The organism is Pseudooceanicola sp. DL12 (genome assembly GCF_056270665.1).
On the sequence record NZ_CM149884.1, the window covers coordinates 4115468 to 4136530 of the forward strand.

General features: G+C 66.4%; 12 protein-coding genes. 6 read left to right on the forward strand and 6 right to left on the reverse strand.

All coding sequences use genetic code 11. From position 1 onward, the window contains the following. Positions 1-4: 4 nt before the first annotated feature. The gene (locus AC0WR5_RS19285; protein WP_475865429.1) at positions 5-1417 is read left to right on the forward strand and encodes a uracil-xanthine permease family protein; all 1413 of its coding nucleotides are present in this window, start codon (positions 5-7) and stop codon (positions 1415-1417) included. An 84-nt stretch (positions 1418-1501) separates the two neighbouring features. Here the strand turns inward: AC0WR5_RS19285 and AC0WR5_RS19290 are convergent, their stop codons facing one another. The 4 genes from AC0WR5_RS19290 to AC0WR5_RS19305 form a co-directional block, all read right to left on the reverse strand. Continuing rightward, positions 1502-2680 (reverse strand): acetyl-CoA C-acyltransferase family protein, encoded by a 1179-nt coding sequence (locus AC0WR5_RS19290; RefSeq protein WP_475865430.1) that lies wholly within the window; start codon positions 2678-2680, stop codon positions 1502-1504. 103 nt (positions 2681-2783) lie between these two features. Continuing rightward, positions 2784-3542, reverse strand: a complete 759-nt coding sequence (locus AC0WR5_RS19295; RefSeq protein WP_475865431.1) for a metallophosphoesterase — start codon at positions 3540-3542, stop codon at positions 2784-2786. 192 nt (positions 3543-3734) lie between these two features. Then, positions 3735-5330 carry a phosphoglycerate dehydrogenase gene (gene serA, locus AC0WR5_RS19300; protein WP_475865432.1) on the reverse strand — a complete coding sequence of 532 codons (1596 nt, stop codon included), beginning with the start codon at positions 5328-5330 and terminating at the stop codon, positions 3735-3737. A gap of 117 nt (positions 5331-5447) precedes the next feature. Further along, positions 5448-6593 (reverse strand): phosphoserine transaminase, encoded by a 1146-nt coding sequence (locus AC0WR5_RS19305; RefSeq protein ID WP_475865433.1) that lies wholly within the window; start codon positions 6591-6593, stop codon positions 5448-5450. A gap of 495 nt (positions 6594-7088) precedes the next feature. Here AC0WR5_RS19305 and AC0WR5_RS19310 point away from each other — a divergent pair, with 495 nt between their 5' ends. Then, entirely contained in the window at positions 7089-8438 is a 1350-nt protein-coding gene (locus tag AC0WR5_RS19310) for a dicarboxylate/amino acid:cation symporter (RefSeq protein ID WP_475865434.1), read from the forward strand. A gap of 75 nt (positions 8439-8513) precedes the next feature. Here AC0WR5_RS19310 and AC0WR5_RS19315 read toward each other — a convergent pair whose 3' ends face one another. After that, positions 8514-9284: a SapC family protein gene (locus tag AC0WR5_RS19315; RefSeq protein WP_475865435.1), complete on the reverse strand. Its 771-nt coding sequence runs from the start codon at positions 9282-9284 to the stop codon at positions 8514-8516. A 527-nt stretch (positions 9285-9811) separates the two neighbouring features. Here AC0WR5_RS19315 and AC0WR5_RS19320 point away from each other — a divergent pair. Beyond that, positions 9812-10480 (forward strand): SGNH/GDSL hydrolase family protein, encoded by a 669-nt coding sequence (locus AC0WR5_RS19320; protein WP_475865436.1) that lies wholly within the window; start codon positions 9812-9814, stop codon positions 10478-10480. A 127-nt stretch (positions 10481-10607) separates the two neighbouring features. Next, entirely contained in the window at positions 10608-11486 is an 879-nt protein-coding gene (gene serB, locus AC0WR5_RS19325) for a phosphoserine phosphatase SerB (RefSeq protein ID WP_475865437.1), read from the forward strand. A 235-nt stretch (positions 11487-11721) separates the two neighbouring features. On the opposite strand, the gene AC0WR5_RS19330 is transcribed toward serB, so the two are convergent. Then, positions 11722-19071 (reverse strand): hypothetical protein, encoded by a 7350-nt coding sequence (locus AC0WR5_RS19330; protein ID WP_475865438.1) that lies wholly within the window; start codon positions 19069-19071, stop codon positions 11722-11724. A 479-nt stretch (positions 19072-19550) separates the two neighbouring features. On the opposite strand from AC0WR5_RS19330, the gene AC0WR5_RS19335 reads away from it, so the two are divergent. Together AC0WR5_RS19335 and AC0WR5_RS19340 are read left to right on the forward strand one after the other, a co-directional pair. Next, complete coding sequence (locus AC0WR5_RS19335; RefSeq protein WP_475865439.1) at positions 19551-19874, forward strand: hypothetical protein; 324 nt, start codon at positions 19551-19553, stop codon at positions 19872-19874. Between the two features lie 198 nt (positions 19875-20072). Next, positions 20073-20978, forward strand: a complete 906-nt coding sequence (locus tag AC0WR5_RS19340; protein ID WP_475865440.1) for a cation diffusion facilitator family transporter — start codon at positions 20073-20075, stop codon at positions 20976-20978. The last annotated feature ends 85 nt before the right edge of the window (positions 20979-21063 follow it).

Genomic DNA, 21063 nt, shown 5'->3' on the forward strand with positions numbered 1-21063 from the left:
AACAATGGCAGAAAGCAAACTCGGTACCGCGGAGCAACTCCGCGATCCGAATTACATGCCGCCGATTTCCGATGCCGTTCCGCTCGGCATCCAGCACGTGCTGGCGATGTTCGCATCCAACGTCACGCCTTCCATCATCATTGCCGGCGCTGCCGGTTTCGGCTTCGGCTCCGACCAGGGGGCCCTAGGCTTCCCGGACATGACCTACATGATCCAGATGGCCATGCTCTTCGCCGGGATCGCCACGCTGTTTCAGACGATCGGCTTCGGCCCCGTCGGGGCCCGCCTGCCCATCGTCCAGGGCACCTCCTTCGCATTCCTGCCGATCATGATCCCCGCCGTCGCGGGTCTCGGTGTCGATGGCATGTCCGGCCTGATGACAGGGATCGTCATCGGCGGGGCCTTCCACTTCTGCCTCGGCTTCGTCATCGGCAAGTTCCGCTATGCACTGCCGCCGCTGGTCACCGGGCTGATCGTGCTGATGATCGGCCTCGCCCTGCTCAAGACCGGCATCCAGTATGCCGCCGGCGGCGTTCCCAAGGTCGGTACCGAGGAATTCGGCTCACTGGCCATGTGGGTGCCTGCGCTGGTCGTGATCATCGTGGCCCTGGCCCTCAGCTTCTTCACAACAGGCCTGCTCTCCGTTGCCTCCGTGCTCATCGGGATCCTGGCGGGCTACGCGGTGGCGGCCATGATGGGCCAGGTCAGCTTTGCCAACGTGTCGCGGGCCTCGTTCTTCGACCTTCCGATGCCCTTCAAATGGGGCTTCTCCTTCGATCCGGCGATCATCATCGGCATGTGCTTCATGGCGGTGATCTCGGCGATCGAGACCGTCGGCGACACCTCGGGCATCACCAAGGGTGGCGCCGGGCGCGAGGCCACGGACAAGGAAATCGCAGGCGCGACCTTTGCCGACGGCTTCGGTTCCGCCATTGCCGGCGTCTTCGGCGGCCTGCCGAACACCTCCTTCAGCCAGAATGTCGGCCTGATCGCCATGACCGGCGTGATGAGCCGCCACGTGGTGACCATCGGCGCGGTCTTCCTGATTGTCTGCGGCCTGGTGCCCAAGGTCGGCGCGATTATCAACACCGTGCCGATCAACGTGCTCGGCGGTGGCGTGATCGTGATGTTCGGCATGGTGGCCGCCTCGGGGATCAACATGCTTTCCGACGTCACCTGGAACCGCCGCAACATGATCATCCTCGCGGTCTCGCTCTCCGTGGGCTTCGGCCTTCAGCTCGAACCCTCGGCGCTGCAGCACCTGCCCCGGACCGCGCAGATCCTGATGACCTCGGGCCTGCTGCCCGCGGCCTTCCTGTCGATCGTGCTGAACCTCGTCCTGCCGGAAGAGACCGCCGAGGAGCATGCCGAGGAGGTCGCCTCCGAGGAAGCCCACAAGAAGGTCGACGCGGCCTGAGCCAGCCCGGCTGCGGAGATGAAAAAGGGGCGCCCCCTGGGCGCCCCTTTGCCTTCGGCGAGGATATTTCCGACAGGGAAACGATCAGAGGCGCTCGATGGCAAGGGCAATGCCCTGGCCGCCGCCGATGCACATGGTGATCAGGGCCCGCTTGCCGCCGATCCGCTCCAGCTCGTAGAGTGCCTTGACGGTGATGATCGCGCCGGTGGCCCCCACCGGGTGGCCGAGGGCGATGGCGCCGCCGTTGGGGTTCACCTTCGCGGTGTCGAGCCCCAGGGCGCGGTTCACCGCGATGGCCTGGGCGGCAAAGGCCTCGTTGCTTTCAATCACGTCGAAATCAGCAACGGACAGGCCCGTCTTTTCGAGCAGCTTTTCCACCGCCGGGATCGGACCGATCCCCATGACCTCCGGGCGCACACCGGCATGGGCGTAGCCCAGGACGCGTGCAGAGGGCGTGAGGCCGGCGGCCTCGGCGGCCGAAGCGCGGGCCAGGACCAGCGCCGCAGCCCCATCGTTCAGGCCGGAGGCATTCCCCGCCGTGACCGACCCGTCCTTCTTGAAGGCCGGGCGCAGGCCGGCGAGCACCTCTGCGGTGGTGGCCGGCTTGGGGTGCTCATCCACCTCGAAATGCACGTGCTGGCGCTTGACCTGGATCTCGACCGGCACGATCTGTTCCTTGAAATAGCCTGCCTCGATCGCGGCTCCTGCACGGCGCTGGCTCTCCAGCGCAAAGGCATCCTGATCCTCGCGGGAGATCGAAGTCTCGCTCGCCACGTTCTCGGCGGTCACGCCCATGTGGCCGGTGCCGAATGGACAGTTCAGCGCCCCAAGCATCATGTCGAGGGTCTGCACGTCGCCCATCTTGGCCCCCCAGCGCTGGCTCGGGATGATGAAGGGCGACCGGCTCATGCTCTCTGCCCCTCCGGCCAGGGCGAAATCGGCATCGCCCAGCATCAGCGATTGCACCGCCGAGACGATCGCCTGGGCGCCGGAGCCGCAGAGGCGGTTGACGTTCATCGCGGGCGTGCTGTCGGGGATGCCGGCCTGCATCGCGGCAACACGGCTCAGGTACATGTCGCGCGGCTCGGTATTGATCACATGGCCGAAGACCACGTGGCCCACCTGGCCGCCCTCGACGCCCGCGCGCTCCAGCGCGGCCTTGCTCGCGATCGTGGCAAGCTCGATCGGCGGCACGGCCGACAGGCTGCCACCAAAGGTGCCGATGGCGGTACGCGCGCCGCCCAGAATGACGATATCGTCCATGGAGTCCTCCTCGACCATGTCAGTGTCCGGCTCTGTATGAACGCAAGGTGTGCCCGGGCGCAACGTGTGCAGGCCATGACGTTGTGTCGCGACGTCAGACCGCTCAGTGGTTACCGGGCTCAAGCAGGCTGCGGCCATCCTCCGTGAGCACAAGACACTCCTGCCCCTCGAAGGCCGCGACCGTCAGGTAGCGCGGCTCGGGGGCCCCGGCGCCGGTGTCGATGTCGATCCGGTTGCCGAAGTGGCTGGGGCGCTCCATCACCGTGTGACCATGCACGATCAGCCAGGGGAAGGGATCGGTCACGGCGTAGAAATCCTCCCGGATCCAGGTCAGATCCTGGACATCCTGCTCCGGCAGGGCAATCCCCGGACGGATCCCGGCGTGGACAAACAGAAGCCCTTCCTCCGGACGCTCCTGCCACAAGGGTCGATTGTGCAGGAAATCGCGGTGACTTGCCGGGATCGCCTCGCGGGCGTCGGCGAAGATCTCGGAAAACGGCCGCCCCTCCGCAACGTCCACACCATAGCTCTCCAGCGTGCGGCGACCGCCCAGCGGCGGGGTCAGCCAGGAGCGGCCGCTCTTGATCGCGGCATCATGCATCACCCCGCCTTCTACGAAACGCCGGAACATCATGTCGTGGTTGCCCATCAGGGCGGTCCAGTTCCGGCCTTCTTCGATGCCCTGGCGGATGCGCTCGTTCACCTCGCGCGAAAAGGGGCCACGATCCACCAGGTCACCGAGAAAGATCACCTCGTCCGCCCCGCCGGCACCATCATCACCGCCGTCGCGCGCGATTTTCTCCAGCGCGCCTTCCAGCATGCCGATTTGTCCGTGGATGTCGCCGATCGCGTAAATGGTCATTTCTGCCCGCCTTTGTCTGTCGCGGCAAAGCAGCATCTTTCGCCGGAAATGACCAGAGCCCCGGGCCCCGCGACGGCCGGCCCGGAACAAATGTCACAAATCCTTTGCCCATTCCCCGCCGCAGGGCAGGAGACGGGCATGAAAAAGGGCCGCCTTGCCGGGCGGCCCTTTCGCAATTTCGTGTCACGCAGATCAGGCGACGGTGAATTCCAGCGGACGCACCTGCTTGAACAGCCCGGTGGCCTTCAGCGCTTCCATGGCTTCGGGCTTGGCCTTCTCGTCGAGATAGGCCATGGCGATCGCCTGACCGCCTGCACCGGCGCGGCCCAGGGTGAAGTTGGCGATGTTGTGGCCCGCTTCGCCCAGCACGCGACCCAGGGTGCCGATCACGCCGGGGACGTCCTCGTTGGTGGTATAGAGCATGTGCTCGCCCACTTCGGCGTCGATGTTGATGCCCTTGATCTGGATGAAGCGCGGCTTGCCGTCGGAGAAGACGGTACCGGCGATCGAACGCTCCAGGCTCGGGGTCTTGATCGTCACCTTGATGTAGCCATCGAAGGTGCCGCCCTTGGCCTGGTTCGTGGTCGAGATCTGGATGCCGCGCTCCTTGGCGACAACCGGGGCCGACACCAGGTTCACGTCCGGGTTGGCCTTCTTCAGGATGCCGGCGATGACCGAGCAGTTCAGCGCGGCCATGTTCATCTCTGCCACGACACCGTCATAGAGGATGTTGATGGCCTCGACAGGCTCGTCGGTCAGCTGGCCGATGAAGTTGCCCAGGTGACCTGCAAGCGTGACCCAGGGGCCCATCACCTTGGCTTCCTCGGCGGTCATCGAGGGCATGTTCAGCGCGTTTTCCACGGCGCCGTCCAGCAGGTAATTCGACATCTGCTCGGCGACTTGCAGGGCCACGTTTTCCTGTGCTTCGGTCGTGGCCGCGCCCAGGTGCGGCGTGCAGACGACGTTGGGCAGGTTGAACAGCGGGTTTTCCGTTGCCGGTTCCTCGCTGAACACGTCAAAGGCGGCGCCGGCCACGTGGCCGCTCTTCAGCAGCTCGGCCAGGGCTTCCTCGTCGACGAGGCCACCGCGGGCACAGTTGATGATCCGCACGCCCTTCTTGGTCTTCTCGAGGTTTTCCTTCGACAGGATGTTGCGGGTCTGGTCGGTCAGCGGCACGTGCAGCGTGATGAAATCGGCGCGCGCCAGCAGCTCGTCGAGCTCGACCTTCTCGACGCCCATCTTGGCGGCCTTTTCCTCGCTCAGGAACGGGTCGTAGGCCACGACCTTCATCTTCAGGCCCAGGGCACGGTTGCAGACGATACCGCCGATGTTGCCGGCGCCGATCACGCCCAGGGTCTTGGCGGTCAGCTCGACGCCCATGAACTTCGACTTTTCCCATTTGCCGGCATGGGTGGAGGCGCTGGCTTCGGGAATCTGGCGCGCCACGGCGAACATCATGGCGATGGCGTGTTCCGCCGTCGTGATCATGTTGCCATAGGGCGTGTTCATCACGATCACGCCCTTCTTGGAGGCCGCTTCCTTGTCGATGTTGTCGGTGCCGATGCCGGCGCGGCCGATCACCTTCAGGTTGGTCGCGTTCTCCAGGATCTTCTCGGTGACCTTGGTGGCGGACCGGATGGCCAGGCCATCATAGTTGCCGATCACCTCGGCCAGCTTGTCCTTGTCCTTGCCCAGGTCGGGCTGGAAGTCGACTTCGATGCCGCGATCCTTGAAGATCTGCACGGCTGCGGCGGAGAGTTTGTCGGAAATCAGAACTTTGGGGGCCATGTCAGGCGCTCCTCTCGATGCAATGGGGGCGTTGGCAGGCGGGATCACTCCCGCCCGACCGTTCAGCTCGGCCGCAGGGCGGGATCACTCCCGCCGCCACGGCACCCTTCGTCGGAATTATTCCTGCTCTTCGATGCAGGCCTCGAAGGCCCACTTCAGCCACAGCGTCAGCTTCTCGATGTCGGCCGATTCCACGGTGGCACCGCACCAGATCCGCAGACCGGCAGGGGCATCGCGATAGGCGCCGATATCATAGGCGGCGTTGTAGGTTTCCAGCTTCTTGGCCACGGCCTTGGCGAATGCCGCGCCGTCCTTGATGCGCTCGTCGGTGAACTTCAGGCAGACGCTGGTGTTCGACCGCGTGGCGGGATCTTCCGCCAGGTTGGCGATCCAGTCGTTGCGGTCGCAGAAGTCCCACAGAACCTTGGCGTTGGTGTCGGCGCGTTCCATCAGCTTCGGCAGGCCGCCGATGCTGCGGGCCCAGTCCAGTGCCACAAGGTAATCCTCGACGGCCAGCATCGAGGGGGTGTTGATGGTTTCACCGCGGAAGATGCCTTCGTTCAGCTTGCCGCCCTTGGTCATGCGGAAGATCTTCGGCAGGGGCCATGCGGGGGTATAGCTTTCCAGGCGCTCGACGGCGCGCGGGCTCAGGATCAGCATGCCGTGGGCCGCTTCGCCGCCCATCACCTTCTGCCAGGAGAAGGTCACGACATCGAGCTTGTCCCAGGGCAGGTCCTGCGCGAAGGCGGCGCTGGTCGCGTCGCAGATCGTCAGGCCTTCGCGGTCGGCCGGGATCTTGTCGCCGTTCGGCACGCGCACACCAGATGTGGTACCGTTCCAGGTGAACACCACGTCGGTGTTGAAATCGATCTCTGCAAAATCGACGATCTGGCCGTAGTCGGCGGTTTTCACCTCGGCGTCGATTTTCAGTTGCTTGACGACATCCGTCACCCAGCCCGAGCCAAAGCTTTCCCAGGCGACCATGGTCGCCTTGCGGGCGCCCAGCATCGACCAGAGCGCCATTTCGACGGCGCCGGTATCAGAGGCGGGAACGATGCCGATCTTGTAGTCGGCGGGCACGCCCAGCAGGTCGCGCGTCTCTTCGATCGCGGCCTTCAGCTTTTCCTTGCCGATGGCGGCACGGTGGCTGCGGCCGAGCGCGGCGTCAGCAAGCTTGTCGAGCGTGAATGTGGGGATCTTGGCACAGGGGCCAGAGGAAAAACGCGGGTTTGCCGGCCGCGTTGCCGGGTGATCAGTAGCCATTGCTAGCTATCCTTCCAGATAAGCGCCTCTCGTTGGGGAGAGGTGTCCCGCCGCCGGATATACGGCTCCGCCCTCAATCACGCAAGATCCAACTTCGGTGGCATTGCGAATATCGTCAGCCTCCGCAAAACCTCGAAAATCGGTGAAAATCGCTGTCCGCCCTCCACCTTCCCGTGCCTTGGCGGCCCTCTTCGCTTCGAATCCGCGCGCCCTGCACGGGCTTGCGCATCCCTCGAATCGCCCTCGGCCGGCGCGTTATGCCGTGATGGCATGAGCTTGCGCCGTCACGGCCCAGGCCCCCTCCGCCCACGCATGCCCCCCTGCGCCGAGGCGGCCCCAAAAGGACATGCGCCACAGGATTGACCTGCCGGCGGCCCGCCCCGTGGGCAAAGACCCGCCCGATGCACGACACGAGTGGCCAGATGCCGCAAAATGTCATTCAATATCCGTGCCCTGACCGGCACCCTGATAGAACATCAATGCGGGAGAGCATCCATGAGCGAGGACACCAAGGGCGGGAAACGCCTTTCCCTGACCACCAAGGTCATGATCGGGATGGGGGCCGGGTTCCTGCTGGGCGTCATCCTGAACCAGCTGCAGATCGGCTTCATCAACACCTACATCGTCAGTGGCTTCTTCGGCATGGTCGGACGGATGTTCGTGAACGCCCTGTCGATGCTGGTCGTGCCGCTGGTCTTCTTCTCGCTGCTCTGTGGCGTGGCCGGGATCGGCGACGTGCGGATCCTGGGCCGGGTCGGCGGCAAATCCTTCGTGCTCTACCTGCTGACCACCGCAACGGCCATTGCGGTGGCCATCATCCTTGCCCTCATCGTCGGCCCCGGGCAGGGATTCACCATGGAGGGGCTCGACACCTCTGCCGTCACCGCCAAGGAGGCACCCTCGGTCTGGGATACCTTTGCCGCCATCATCCCGCGCAACCCCGTGGCCGCCTTCGCCGGCGGAGAGATGCTCCAGATCATCTTCTACACCATCATCCTCGGGATTGCCGCGCTGATGCTGGGCGAACGGTCGAAACCCTTCGTCGAGGCCTGCGAATACCTCAACGAACTCATGATGAAGGTGGTCCAGATCGTCATGGCCTTTGCCCCCATCGGGGTCTTCTGCCTGATTGCCAAGACCTTCACCGAACAGGGCATCGGCCTCTTCCTCCCGGTGATGACCTATGTGCTCGTCCTCGTTGCGGCCCTGCTGATCCACCTCTTCGGCACGCTGATGATCTACCTCAAGGTCCTCTCCGGCCTCAGCCCGATCATCTTCCTGCGCAAGATCCGCCCGGCGCAGATCTTCGCCTTTTCCACCGCCTCCTCGAATGCCACGATCCCCGTCACCCTGCGCTGCGTGACCGAACGCATGGGCGTCAACAACTCGGTTGCCTCCTTTACCGTGCCCTTCGGCGCCACGATCAACATGGACGGCACCGCGATCATGCAAGGGGTCGCCACGGTCTTCCTTGCCAATGTCTACGGCATCGATCTCGGCGTGACGGGCTACCTCACCGTGATCGCCATGGCCGTGCTGGCCTCGATCGGCACCGCCGGCGTGCCCGGCGTGGGCCTCGTGATGCTGACCATGGTGCTCAGCCAGGTCGGCCTGCCCCTCGAAGGGATCGCACTGATCCTCGGCGTCGACCGCCTGATGGACATGATCCGCACGGCCGTGAACATCACCGGCGATGCCGTGGTGACCGCCATCGTGGCCAAGAGCGAAAAGCAGATGAGCCTCGACGCCTACCACGACCCGGACGCGGGCCTGGGCGGCGGCGACTCGCTGGAAATCGACCCGGCGGTCGAGGCCGAACTGGCGAAATACGCCCGGCCGCACTGACCCCGCCCAAACGCCCGGGGCCAACCCTCACCGAAACGGGCGCCGGATCCCCTCCGGCGGCCGTTCCCGTCGGGCTCATTCAGCTTCGGTCATCGCGGGCTCCGCCCCAGGCACGGTGGCGGCCACCGCACCCACCGAGCGCTGCGCCACATCCGCGAAATGCCGCAGCGAGAAGAGATGCAGCATGGTGCATTCAAGCTCGTCCGTCCGGAACATCTGCAGGATTTCCGCATCCCCCAGCGCCTTCAGCCTGTCCCGGTTCACCGTCTTGAACCCGGTCAGCGTCTTCGTCTCACCACCGGGCAGGGTAAAGGTCGCGCGCATCGGCTGCAGCAGGTCCAGCTCCTGCAGCCGCCGCGCATAGAGTTGCGAGCGGTTGAACCGGGTCTGGAAGTCCTGGAGAAAGGCCACCATGCCGCGCAGGTACTGGCTCTGCGCGCCCTCGGCATCGAACAGGCGTTCGCCACGCCCCTCGGTGTTCACCCCGGAAAAACTCTCGTCGATGTGCAGGGTCAGTTTCTGCGCGGCCCTGTCGTGGGAAAAGACGAAGGGATAGCGCCGGATGAACTCGGGCACATAGCTGCCGGTCCAGCTGCCATCCGCCGCCAGAAACGCATTCCGCGCCCCTTCGACACCCAGGATCACGGTCGGCACGACGGCCTCGCCCTCGCCGGCAAAGACGATGGGAAACTGCCCCGCCGCTGCCATGAATTCGGACGCCACCAGCGGCACCGAGTTGACCTCGGCCGCAAAGCTGAAATCGCTGCCCGCCTTCACGCTGGTTCCGCCATGGCGCGTGGCATTCACCGGCACGGCATTCTCGTAAAAGAACAACTGCTTGGTCATGATCTTCTCCTTGGATCGGCCATCCTGCGACCGGGTCACTGCCTCGCCATTTCAGTGGCCCCTGGGGGCCTGCCATTCAAGACCGGACTGCGGCGTGATCTCCGAGTGGTTCGCGACTGCGTGGGCCGGGCCACAACATGTCCGGCCGCGGAAGGCGCCGCCGAGATCAGCCGCACCTCAGTCTCCATCGCGGTTCCAGCGCCACTGAATTTTGCACGTATGTGCTTTTATGTGCCATTCTCCAAACGGGCCTCCGGAAGAACCAGGGCAGGATACCGTCCTCGAGACACCAGGGAAAAGTGCTGAAATAACGCAACATTATATCGACCCGACACCACGTCTCGCGCTGACACGGCATCACATTCAGGACAATTCTTCCGCAGCTACATGAAAACGCCGATGATAATCCCACGCCTATGTGGATTTATGTGGACTCACTTCCCAAGACGCGCATTCTGCCCTCAGTGCCGGCTCCCACCTCTCAGGAATGCGGCGCGCCCCCACTCACGCTCTCCCGCGAGGAAACCATGTCCGATCCCTATTCCGTCATGTGCTTCGGCGATTCGCTCACCTGGGGCTGGGTCCCGGTCAGCCATGCCGCGCCCACCACCCGTTATCCCCTGGCCGACCGCTGGACCGGCGCCATGGGGGCCACCCTCGGCGCCGGCTACCGCGTGATCGAGGAAGGCCTCAGCGGCCGCGGCACCACCACCGACGACCCGACCGATCCGCGCCTGAACGGCAGCAGACACCTGCCCACGGCCCTGGCCAGCCACCTGCCCCTCGACCTGCTGGTCCTGATGCTCGGCACCAACGACATGAAGTGCTTCCTGCGCCGCACGCCCTTCGACATCGCCACCGGCATGCAGGTGCTGATCGGCCAGGCCTATGCCTCGGCCGGCGCCGGCGGCACCACCTATCCCGCGCCTCAGATCCTGCTCGTTGCGCCGCCGGTGATCGGCGAGCCGCCGCATCCCTACTTCCAGGCGCTCTTCGAAGGCGCCCGCGAAAAGTCCGAGGCCCTGGGCCCGCTCTACCGCTCGCTCGCCGACCTGATGAAGGTGCACTTCATGGACGCCTCCGAGGTGATCGAGACCGACGGAATCGACGGCCTGCACCTTACGGCAGAGAGCAACCGTACCCTCGGCCGCGCCATTGCCGCGAAAGTGCAGCAGATCCTGCCGGCAAGGGGCTGAGCAAAACAGCCCTCCGGGCGCCGTCCCCTCCCGGCGCCCGGGGCCACTTCCCCTCTGGCCCTCGGCCCTGCCGCGTGGAATACACGGGCCGCAGGATCCGTATCGCCATGCTCTCAGGAGGCGCCCAATGTTCACCGTCACGCTGCTCACCAGCCCGGCCAAACCGCATCTCGACACCGCGCTGGTCTCGGCGCTGCGCAACGCCTGGGGCGGCGGCGAGATCCGTGTGCTGGCCGATGGCGAGGCCGCGGAATTCGCCGTGCCCGCCCGGCCCGACAGCTTCGAGGACACCTGGGCCGAGCTGCAGAAACAACGGGTCGACCTCTGCATCCAGCCCAGCGCGGGCCGGAAGAAGAAGATGCTGCTCGCCGACATGGACAGCACCATGATCCAGCAGGAATGCATCGACGAGCTGGCCGACGAGGCCGGCGTCGGTGCCCGCGTCAAGGACATCACCGCCCGCGCGATGAACGGCGAGCTCGACTTCGAGGGCGCGCTCACCGAACGCGTCGGCCTGCTCAGGGGCCTGCCGGTCTCGGTCATCGACAAGGTACTGGCCGAGCGGATCACCCTGATGCCCGGCGGCCCTGCCCTTCTCGCCACGATGAAGGCCGAGGGCGCCTATTGCGCGCTGGTCTCCGGTGGCTTCACCATGTTCACCGCCCGGGTCGCCGAGACACTCGGCTTCGACGAGAACCGCGCCAACACGCTCCTGACCGAGGGCGAGACCCTCTCCGGCGAGGTCGGCCGCCCCATTCTCGGCCGCGAGGCCAAGGTCGAGGCGCTGGAACAGATCACCGCCCGCCTCGGCATCGCCGAGGCCGATGTCATCGCCGTGGGCGACGGCGCCAATGATCTCGGCATGCTCACCCGCGCCGGCTCCGGCGTGGCACTGCACGCCAAGCCCTCTGTCGCCGCCCAATGCGAACTGCGGGTGAACTTTGGCGACCTGACCGCGCTGCTCTACCTGCAGGGCTACGCCCGCGAGGACTTCGCTGCCGCCTGAACGGCGCCAGCCGGTCCGCCGGACAGCGACATCCGAAAGCGACGCGGGGGCTCTGCCCCCGTCGCTGCGCGCCTCCCCCGGGATATCCTCGCCGGAGGCTTAGGGACGCGCCTGCGCGGCCCGAAATCCAATCCGGATCAACCGGCCATGACAAAGGGGCGGCACCTCTCGGCGCCGCCCCCCCCTGTGTTTCCCTGTGTTTCCCTGTCTTTTCCCGTCTTTCCTGCCGGCCCGCTCAGAAGCGGTAGGACAGTCTCAGCGTGCCGCCATAGGCCTGGCTGTTCTCGCTCAGCCCCGCCTCGGCGCGCACCGCCAGCGTCATCTGCCTGGCCACGTCCATCTCGAAACCCGCGGCGAGATTGCCGCGATAGCGGTCGCCCTCCACCGTGGTGCTCAGCGAGGAGAAGGCCGGATCGCCGTTCACGAAGCTCGAGGTCATCGCGTAGGCGGGATCGGTCAGCGCCATGGTGACGCCGGCCCGCAGGTAGGCCACCGTCGCACGTCCCTTGAACGAGGTCGCATGGCCCAGCTCGATCGTCGGCGTCAGATCCACGGAGGTCTTCGCAAAGCCGTCGACGTTCCAGTTCAGGCTGCCTTCACCGCTCTCGGTGAAGCCGTCCTGCCAGACCCGTGTCACCGCCAGCGCCGCGCTCGGCTTCAGATAGAAACTGTCGTGCTGGTAGAGGCCCGAGACCCGCGCCTCCCAGGTCAGGAAGCGCCCGCTGATATCCGCATCGGCATCATAGCGGGTGCCGTCCACGCCATAGGTGCGGGTATAGTCGAGGTCATAAGCCCCGCCGCCCAGCGTGGTCGAGAAGGTCAGGTTGCCCACCTCCTTCTTCAGCGCCACCCCGATGCCATAACGGTTGCCTTCCTGGCTGAAGTTGGAGCCGCTCACGGTGACTGTCTCGTACTGGCCGCCGGTCTCGACGAAGAGGCCGTTCTCCAGCTCGCGCTGCACCGCCCCCGCGACACCACGGCTGGTCTCGTCGTATCCGGGTTCCGTGCCGGTGGCATCCTGGGTCATGCCGGAGCCGGTGAACTCCACCCAGTTGCAGTCCTGCTGGCGCAGGAAATCCGCCCCGGCCGAGGTGTCCAGCACCGGGCAGCTCTGCAGCACGCTGTGCAGCTGCAGGGCCGCCCGTCCCGCCGCCGCAACCGTGATGGTGGTCTCGTCCGGCACATGCTCGAGATAGGCCTGCTCCAGCTCGGCGGCGCTGCCCGTGTTCAGGAACTGGCTCGCAAGGTATTGCAGGGCATCGGAAACTCCACTTTCCGACACATTACCCTGCTGGATCGCCGTGATCGCATCGTTGAAGAAACCGGCATAGCTCAGCGCCGTACGGCCCAGCGTCGCGCCCGTCGAGGCGCCGGTGTAATCCACCGTGTAGCTGACGCCGTATTGCGCGGTGGAGCCGTCCGTGCTGGTCACCTGGCTGGTGCTCAGAACGGTGCTGGCCGCGATGGTCATCGCCGAGATGTCCAGGCTATCGGTATCGTCGCTGTCGATTTCCAGGAAGTAGATGCTGCCGGTGTCACCGTTCTTCAGGGTCGTCTGCCCCACCCAGTTCAGCGTCACCTCGCCCGAGATCGTCGCCGTGCCCAGGCTGCCGCTGCCGTTGTATTCCACGGGCACGAAGGAGAGGACATCGTTGGTCAGGCTGCTGCTTCCGCTCGACGCGCTGACATCGATCTGGATCGTGCCGGCCTCGTCGTAGGTGCCACCGAAGGTCAGCGTGGTGGTACCCACCACGTCGAGACCATAGGGCGACATCAGGCTGCCGGCCTCGCCGGAGTAGGAGCCCTCGTCGCCCAGGTCGACCGAGGAGCCGGCCGCGAAGGTCGCCCCCTTCTGGTTCTCGAACTCGTTGGTGTGACCGTCCTCCAGCGAGATCGAGCCATAGAGATAGCCGCCGTCCTTGTTGTGGATCCGCAACAGGCCGCCGGTGCTGGCCACCACCACGTTGTCGGCGCTGGCGCTCTGCACGGTGCCGGAATTGTCCAGCAGGTTCGAGGCATAGACACTGCCGTCGCTGTTCTTGGTCGAGAACCCGTTCATGAAGGCGATGGTCTCGTAGGCACTGGTGCTGGTGGTCTCCACCACGCCGCCCTTTTCCACGATGACATGCGAGTTGCCGGCACAGGCCGCGTCGCTCGAGGCGCAGGTGTCGCCGCTGGTCGCGGCGTTGTTGTCCTCCCCATCGGCCTGCACAAGGATCGCCCGGGCATCATCGCCCGCGGCGCTGACGGTGCCGCTGACCACCACGCGGACGCCGCCGGAGGTATTGTCGTCGGACCCGCCGGAAACGCTCTGGGCAAAGATCGCCGTGGCGCCATAGCCGGTGGTCGTCACGCTGCCCGCCACGTTGACCGAGACGAGCCCGCTGTCACCATCGGCCGTGGTGCTGCCCGAGATCGCATAGATCGTGTCGTCTGCGATCTCCTCGGCGTCCTCGTCGGTGTCGGTATTGCCGGTGGCACCGCCGCCGCCGCCGATGGACTGCGCCCAGATCCCGTGGGCATAGCGCCCGCTGGTGCTGATCGAGCCGCCGGACTCGACGCTGACGGTCACGTTCTTGCCGTCACCCCCATCGCCGTTGTCGGTCACGTTGCCTTCCTCGTCGACCTTTGTCTGCAGGCCCTTGCCGATGGTCTGGGGCAGGTCGGTCAGCTCGTGCACGATCGAGCCCTCGATCTCGCCCGCCGCACCGCCGCCGCCGCCCAGCGACTGGGCAAAGACGCCCATGGCGCCGTCGCCGGAGGTGGTGATCGTGCCGCTGTTGCTCACGATCACCTCGCCGCCGTTGCCACCGCCACCGGCGCCGCCGGCGATCGCGACCGAGGTCAGCAGCCCTTCCGAGCCATCCCCGCCGGAGCCGCCACCGCCGCCCACGGACTGGGCAAAGATCGCGGTGGCGCTGTCGCCCAGGGTGGTGATGCTGCCGTCGTTGGTCACCGTCACTTTCCCGGCGTCCGAGGCATCGCCGCCACTGCCGCCGACGCTGACCGAGAAGCTGCTCAGCAGCTTCTTCATCGCGCTCTTCCAGTCGTCCTTGTAGAGCGCCTTGTACTGTTCGTACTGCTCCTTGATCGACTCCCAGTCGTCATAGACGTTGTAGATGTCGCCGACCCAGCCTGAGGCGTCGATGTCGCCGTCACCGCCCTTGCCGCCGTTGCCGCCGATCGATTGCGCATAGATCCCGTAGGAGGCCGTGCCGGTGGTATAGGTATAGGTGGTGCTGTCCACAGAGGTACCGTCCACCGTCACCGTGGCGCCGGTCGAGATGCTGCCGCCGGCCGCGTTGGTCACCGTGACGTCGCCGCCGGTGCCGCCACCGCCGCCGCTGCCACCGATGTTGAACTCGTATTCCATCTCGGGGGTTTCTTCTTCCTCGCCCGAACCGCTGCTCTCGCTGGTTTCCGCCTCCGCGGCCTTCTCCAGCATCTCCTTGGTGTATCCCACGCTGTAGGACCCGACGCTGCCGCCATCGCCGCCATTGCCGCCGATCGACTGGGCGACGATCCCCTCCGAGGTATCCTCGGTGGTGCTGATCGCGCCGCTGTTGGTCACGGTGACGGTACCGCCGGTGCTGCCGTCGCCGCCGTCCCCGCCCACGTTCGTCGTGAAGGAGAAGGAGCCCGCGGAATTCTCGTCGGTGCCCAGGCTCAGCGCATAGGCCACGCCGTTGCCGCCGCTGCCGCCGTTGCCGCCGATCGACTGTGCCAGGATGCCCTGGGCATTGCCGCCGGTCGTGGCGATGTCGGCATAGTTTTCGACCGTGACCTCGCCGCCGGTGCCGCCACCGCCGCCGTCACCGCCCACGGTGACCGAAGTCTTGGCGGTGGACCCTTCCGACAGGGTCACCGCCGCGTAATAGCTCGAGCCGCCGCGTCCGCCGTTGCCGCCGATGGATTCGGCCAGGATCCCGGTGGAATAATGGCCGCTGGTGGTGATCGCGGAGTAGTTCGTCACCGAGACGGTACCGCCATCGCCGCCGCTGCCGCCGTCGCCACCGACCGAGGCCGAGAAGCTCAGCGAGAAGTATTCCGAGGCCGAGGCACTGCCGGCGGTCACCGTGCCGCCGGCGCCGCCGTTGCCCCCGATCGAGGCCGCAAGGATCCCGATCGAGCCGAAGCCCAAGGTGGTGATCGTGCCGTTCTCGGTCTCGCCGTCGTCCGCGATCGGCTGGGTGTTCACCGTCACCGCACCCCCGGTACCGCCGGTGCCGCCGTCCCCGCCAATCGAAATGTCGACACTGCCGGTCACCTCGCCGATGGTCAGCGATCCGCTGTCCACCGTGCCGCCGGTGCCGCCGCTGCCGCCGATCGACAGCGCCGCGATCCCCATCGACAGGTTGCCGCTGGTCGCAACGTCGCCGGCGCCCTTCACGGTGACCGTGCCGGCGGTGCCGCCGTCGGCCCCGTCCGAGCCGATGGTGCCGTTGATGCTGCCGCCGCTGATCGACCCCGCGATCACCGTCCCGCCGGAGCCGCCGCTGCCGCCCATGCTCATCGCCAGGATGGCCGAGGACAGGTCGCCGTTGGTGGTGGCCGAACCGATGTTCGTCACCGTCACGTTGCCCGCCGTGCCGCCGGTCCCTGCCGTGCCGCCCTGGGTCTCGCTGAAGGTCACGGAGGAGATCGTGCCGCTGAAGACGGTCGAGGTATCGCCGCCGCCGCCCGCGATCGACAGCGCCAGGATCGCCGGGCTCAGGGCGCCGGCCACCTCGTCGGTGCTGTCGTCGTCGCTGCTGCTGCTTGCCACGTAGCCGGTGGTGATGTCGCCGTAGTTGCTCACCGACACGTCGCCCGAGCTGCCGCCCGTACCGCCGTTCGAGCCCACCACCTTGTTGTAGCTGAAGCCGCCGATATCGCCGTTCACCGTGCCGCCGGCAATGCCGCCGGCGCCGCCGATGCTCGCCGCCACCAGCCCGGCCGAGGCATGGCCGCCGGTGGTGATGGTGCCGTTGTTGACCACCGTGACCTTGCCGCCATCGCCGGCATTGCCCGCAGTGGTGGCATTGTTGACGTTATAGGTCAGCCCGCTCATGTCGACGCCCGCGTCGAACTCGTGCACCGTGCTCGACCGTCCGCCGCCGCCGCCCACGGAAAACGCAAGCAGCCCTTCCGACACGTCGCCGGAGGTGGTGATCGTCGCATCATTGGTGACGCTGATCGTGCCGCCATCGCCGCCCGATCCGCCATCGGCGCCCAGCGTATTGCCAAAGTTCACGCCCACCGTCGCATGGGTATAGGTGCCGGCATTGCCGCCGCCGCCCCCGACCGACCCGATCAGCGCGCCGGTCGACAGGTCGCCGGTGGTGGTGATCGTCCCGGCCAGCAGGTTCGAAGAGGTCGTGCCATCCGCATTGGTATAGGTGTCGATGTCGCCACCATCCGCCGCCGTACCGCCGGTGCCGCCCACGGAATGCCCCGTGGACGCATTGACCAGGCTCACCGTGGTAACCGATCCGCTCTTGCCGCCGCCGCCGCCGACCGAGAGCGCCACGAAACCTTCCGACAGCGTGCCCGCCGTCGAGATGGAATCATCGTCGCTCATGGAAAAGCTGATGTCGCCGCCGTCACCGCCACCGGCGCCGTCCGCCCCCACCACGGTGGTGAAATCCACCACGGAGAGCTCATGCGTCGAGCTGGCCGCGCCGCCGCCCGCCCCGACAGAGAGCAGAACGATGCCCGGCGCCAGGTCGGCGCCCTCGCCATCATTGGTGGTGTCCACGACGGTGCCGATGGTCTCGCCGTCGAGCGTGCCCGAGTTCGAGGTATAGGTGACCGAGCCGGCGCTGCCGCCCACGCCCCCGCTGGCGCCCATGCTCTCGATCCCCACGGTAGAGTGCGAGTTGCCGCCGCCCCCGCCCACAGAGGCCGCCAGGATCCCGGCCAGCTCGCTGCCGCCGGTGGTGATCTTGCTCGCGGTCGAGGTCACCGTCACGTCGCCGCCGTCACCGCCGTTGCCGCCGCTGGCCCCGGTCGAGGAGATACTTCCCGCCGTGCCCGAGTTGCCGCCGGTGCCCCCGACGCTCAGCACGGTTACCCCCTCGGCGTAATCGCCCTTGGTCGTGATCTGCGTGGTGTCGAGCGTCAGCTCGGCATCGCCACCGTCGCCGCCGGTGCCGCCGAAACCGCCCATTGCCGTGATCCCGGTGGCGCTGCCCCCGGTGCCGCCGCCGCCGCCGGCCGAGACCACCGCCACCGCGATGGAGCCGGTGCCGATCGTCTTCACGGTGGTCCCGCTCAGGCTGGCCTTGGCGGTATCGCCGCCGCCGCCGGACCCGGCACTCGCCGCATAGGAGGACAGCCCCAGAGAGACGCTGTCGCCGCCGTTCGCGCCCATCCCGCCGATACTCTGCGCCAGCAGGCCATAGGCGTCGTTGCCGCTGGTGCTGATCGTGGCATCCGTCAGGGTCACCTCGACCTCGCCGCCGGCGCCCGGCTCGCCTGACGTCCCCGCATCCGTGCGGTGGAACAGCCCTTCCGCCGATCCGTCCGCGCCATCCACGCCGCCGGCGGACACGGCCAGGATCGCGATCCCGTCGTCTCCGGTGGTCGTCACGCTGCCGCTGTAGCTCAGCGTCACCTTGCCGCCGATGCCGCCGTCGCCGCCATCCCCCGGAGAGGCGTCTGAATCGGAATCCGCGGTGCCGCCGGTGCCGCCATCGCCCGCCACCGAGGCGATCAGGATGCCGTATCCGTCATCTACCGAAATGCTGTTGCTCGTCGAATTGGCCGTCAGCGAGACATCGCCGCCATCACCGCCATCACCGCCGGTGCCGCCGGTGGCGTCCAGCCAGCCGCCGGACTTGCCCTTGCCACCGTCGCCACCGTCGCCGCCCTGCGACAGGATGTTGATCCCGTTCTGGTCCGATCCGCTGCCCAGCGTGGCGCTCAGATAGGTCTCGTCTTCCAGGGTCACGGTGATCGCGCCGCCGCTGGCGCCACTTGCACCGTCCCCCCCAAAGGCCTGATAGCCCAGGCCAGAGGTTATTTCCTGGCCCGCACCGCCGTCGCCGCCATAGAGCTTCAGGTTCAGCACCGACTGGTCCGTAGAGCTGATCATCGCGCCCTTGCCGCTCACCTCGTCGCCCGTCACCGTCAGCGTCAGCGATCCCGAAGACTGGCCTTCCTGGCCTGTGCCGCCGTGGTCATGCGATGTCTCCTTCGAGCCGGTTTCGCCATCGGCCCCGGTCAGGGTCACCCAGATGCCGCCCGTCGGGCTGACGATGCTGTAGCCGTCGCCAAGGTCGATCGAGATTGTCCGGTCCGGCATCGCCGGGATCGTCCAGCCCGTGGAATCCGGAGAGTCCGAGGTGCTGTTCGTGCCATCCACGTATTGGTTCACCGCCCCGCCATCGGAAAAGCTCAGGGTCATGTCCTCGGTCAGCCCGCTGATCTTCAGCGTCGTGACGTCCGAGGACGCGGGCGAGATGACATCGCTGAATTCCCCGGTGCAGGTCATTGTATCGCCATCCACCGAGCAATGCGCCGATGCCGGCACGATCGAGGTGGAGGACATCAGCATTGCCAGCGCCGACACCTTGAGTGCCGCGCTCTTCCCAGACTGTTTCAACACGGTTTCTCCGCTTTATGTGTTGCAACCCGAGATCCTGCGGCTCGTTTCGGCCGCGCAGACACCGGGCTTTTCAGACGACGGACCACGTGCATGACGATGCGCCGGACAGATCTGTCCGGGCTCGCGCGACGCGGCAAAACTCGTGATGGATACACAAGGGCCAGCCTCCCAACGGCTCGACCCTCGCGCGAAGGCTAGCACCGAATATACGTACAGGGATACATCCAATTACATGAAACCCGGCGACTAGAGCCTGTATACAACACTTTCCACCCACGCGTTTTCTGCCGTGCCCGCCAAATGCACCATTTGCCCCTTGCCTCAATTCCCCATCGCGCAAAACCGGGAATCCCCTCATCCTCTTCCCATGACCGATCTTGCGCCCGCCCTTCCCGCCTCTTTCCGCCCCGCCCTGGGGGAAAGGCTCACGCGCCGGCCCGACGTCTTCATCACCGGCTGACCCGAGGAGACAGCCCATGCCAAGGTACCTGCTGATCTACAAATCCGACCTCTCGCAGGTCCCCACAACGCCAGAGGCGCAATTCGCCGCCATGGCCGCCTGGGGCGCCTGGATGGAAAAGGTCGGCCCCCATATCGCCGATCCCGGCAACCCGGTCGGCACCTCCTGGACGGTCACCGCCTCGGGCGCGGCTCAGGGCGGCAACACGCCCCCGATCATGGGCTATTCCATCCTCGACTGCGCCGATATCGAACAGGCCTGCGCCCTGGCCGCCGACAACCCGATGGTCACCGGCGGCGGCGAGATCGAGGTCACGCCGATCGTGCCCATCGAGATGTGATCCGCCGCCCGGCCCCGGCTGCACTCCGGGCGGGGCGCCTCCCCGGCGCCTCCCCGGGCACCCCTGCCGCCCTCTTTCCGGAAATACTCCCGCGCTCGGCGACAACCCGCGCCAATCCTCGACATTCTCCCCTTGCCCTTGCGGCACGTGCTGCCTATCCCCGGAAGGGACACAAACCCCAGGATCAGAGAGACTTCCATGTCGGGTACGATGAAACTTGCCATCGGAAGCCTTTTCATCGGCGTCCTTGTCCTCGGCCTGAAAACCCTTGCCTACCTCTTCACCGGCTCCGTCGCGCTCTACTCCGATGCGCTGGAGAGCACGGTGAACGTGGCCACCGCCTTCACCGCCCTCTTCGCCATCCGCATCGCCCAGATCCCGGCAGACGAAAACCACAACTACGGCCATCACAAGGCCGAGTTCTTCTCGGCCGTGCTCGAGGGCGTGATGATCATCGTCGCCGCCCTGCTGATCCTGCGCCACGCCTGGTACGCCTTTGCCGCGCCCACCGCGCTCGATGCGCCCGCCCTCGGCATGGCGATCAACCTGGCCGCCACCGCCTGCAACGGGCTCTGGGCGCTGGTGCTGATCCGGCGCGGGCGGGGCCTGCGCTCGCCGGCGCTGGTGGCCGACGGCCGCCACCTGATGACCGATGTCTATACCTCGGTGGGCGTGCTCGCCGGCATCGTGCTCGCAATGATCACCGGCTGGTGGCTGCTCGATCCGCTCATGGCCGTGGCCGTGGCGCTCAACATCCTCTGGCAGGGCTACGGGCTGGTGCGGGAATCGCTCTCCAGCCTGATGGACGAAGCCCTCCCCGAGGAGGACCTTGCCACCGTCCGCCGCGTCATCGCCGCCGAGAGCCAGGGCGCCATCGAGACGCACAAGCTGCTCACCCGCCACGCCGGGCCGATGAACTTCATCGATTTCCACCTGGTGGTGCCGAGCGCGACCACGGTCTTCGACGCGCATGAGATCTGCGACCGGATCGAGCGCGCGCTGATCCGCGAGCTCGGACCCGATACCTCGATCCAGATCCACATCGAGCCCGAGCACAAGGCCCATCACGACGACGCCGATGTCGAGGTGATTCTCCCCGATTAACCTTTTCGCCCGTTCCGCCGGTGCCGATTTCGCACCGACGGATTACCGACGCGATACCGACGTAATACCGACGTTGGAAATTGGC

Coding starts and splice junctions, on each gene's coding strand:
- AC0WR5_RS19285 (WP_475865429.1), top strand. CDS start 5: ATGGCAGAAAGCAAACTCGGTACCGCGGAGCAACTCCGCGATCCGAAT.
- AC0WR5_RS19290 (WP_475865430.1), bottom strand. CDS start 2,680: ATGGACGATATCGTCATTCTGGGCGGCGCGCGTACCGCCATCGGCACC.
- AC0WR5_RS19295 (WP_475865431.1), bottom strand. CDS start 3,542: ATGACCATTTACGCGATCGGCGACATCCACGGACAAATCGGCATGCTG.
- serA (WP_475865432.1), bottom strand. CDS start 5,330: ATGGCCCCCAAAGTTCTGATTTCCGACAAACTCTCCGCCGCAGCCGTG.
- AC0WR5_RS19305 (WP_475865433.1), bottom strand. CDS start 6,593: ATGGCTACTGATCACCCGGCAACGCGGCCGGCAAACCCGCGTTTTTCC.
- AC0WR5_RS19310 (WP_475865434.1), top strand. CDS start 7,089: ATGAGCGAGGACACCAAGGGCGGGAAACGCCTTTCCCTGACCACCAAG.
- AC0WR5_RS19315 (WP_475865435.1), bottom strand. CDS start 9,284: ATGACCAAGCAGTTGTTCTTTTACGAGAATGCCGTGCCGGTGAATGCC.
- AC0WR5_RS19320 (WP_475865436.1), top strand. CDS start 9,812: ATGTCCGATCCCTATTCCGTCATGTGCTTCGGCGATTCGCTCACCTGG.
- serB (WP_475865437.1), top strand. CDS start 10,608: ATGTTCACCGTCACGCTGCTCACCAGCCCGGCCAAACCGCATCTCGAC.
- AC0WR5_RS19335 (WP_475865439.1), top strand. CDS start 19,551: ATGCCAAGGTACCTGCTGATCTACAAATCCGACCTCTCGCAGGTCCCC.
- AC0WR5_RS19340 (WP_475865440.1), top strand. CDS start 20,073: ATGTCGGGTACGATGAAACTTGCCATCGGAAGCCTTTTCATCGGCGTC.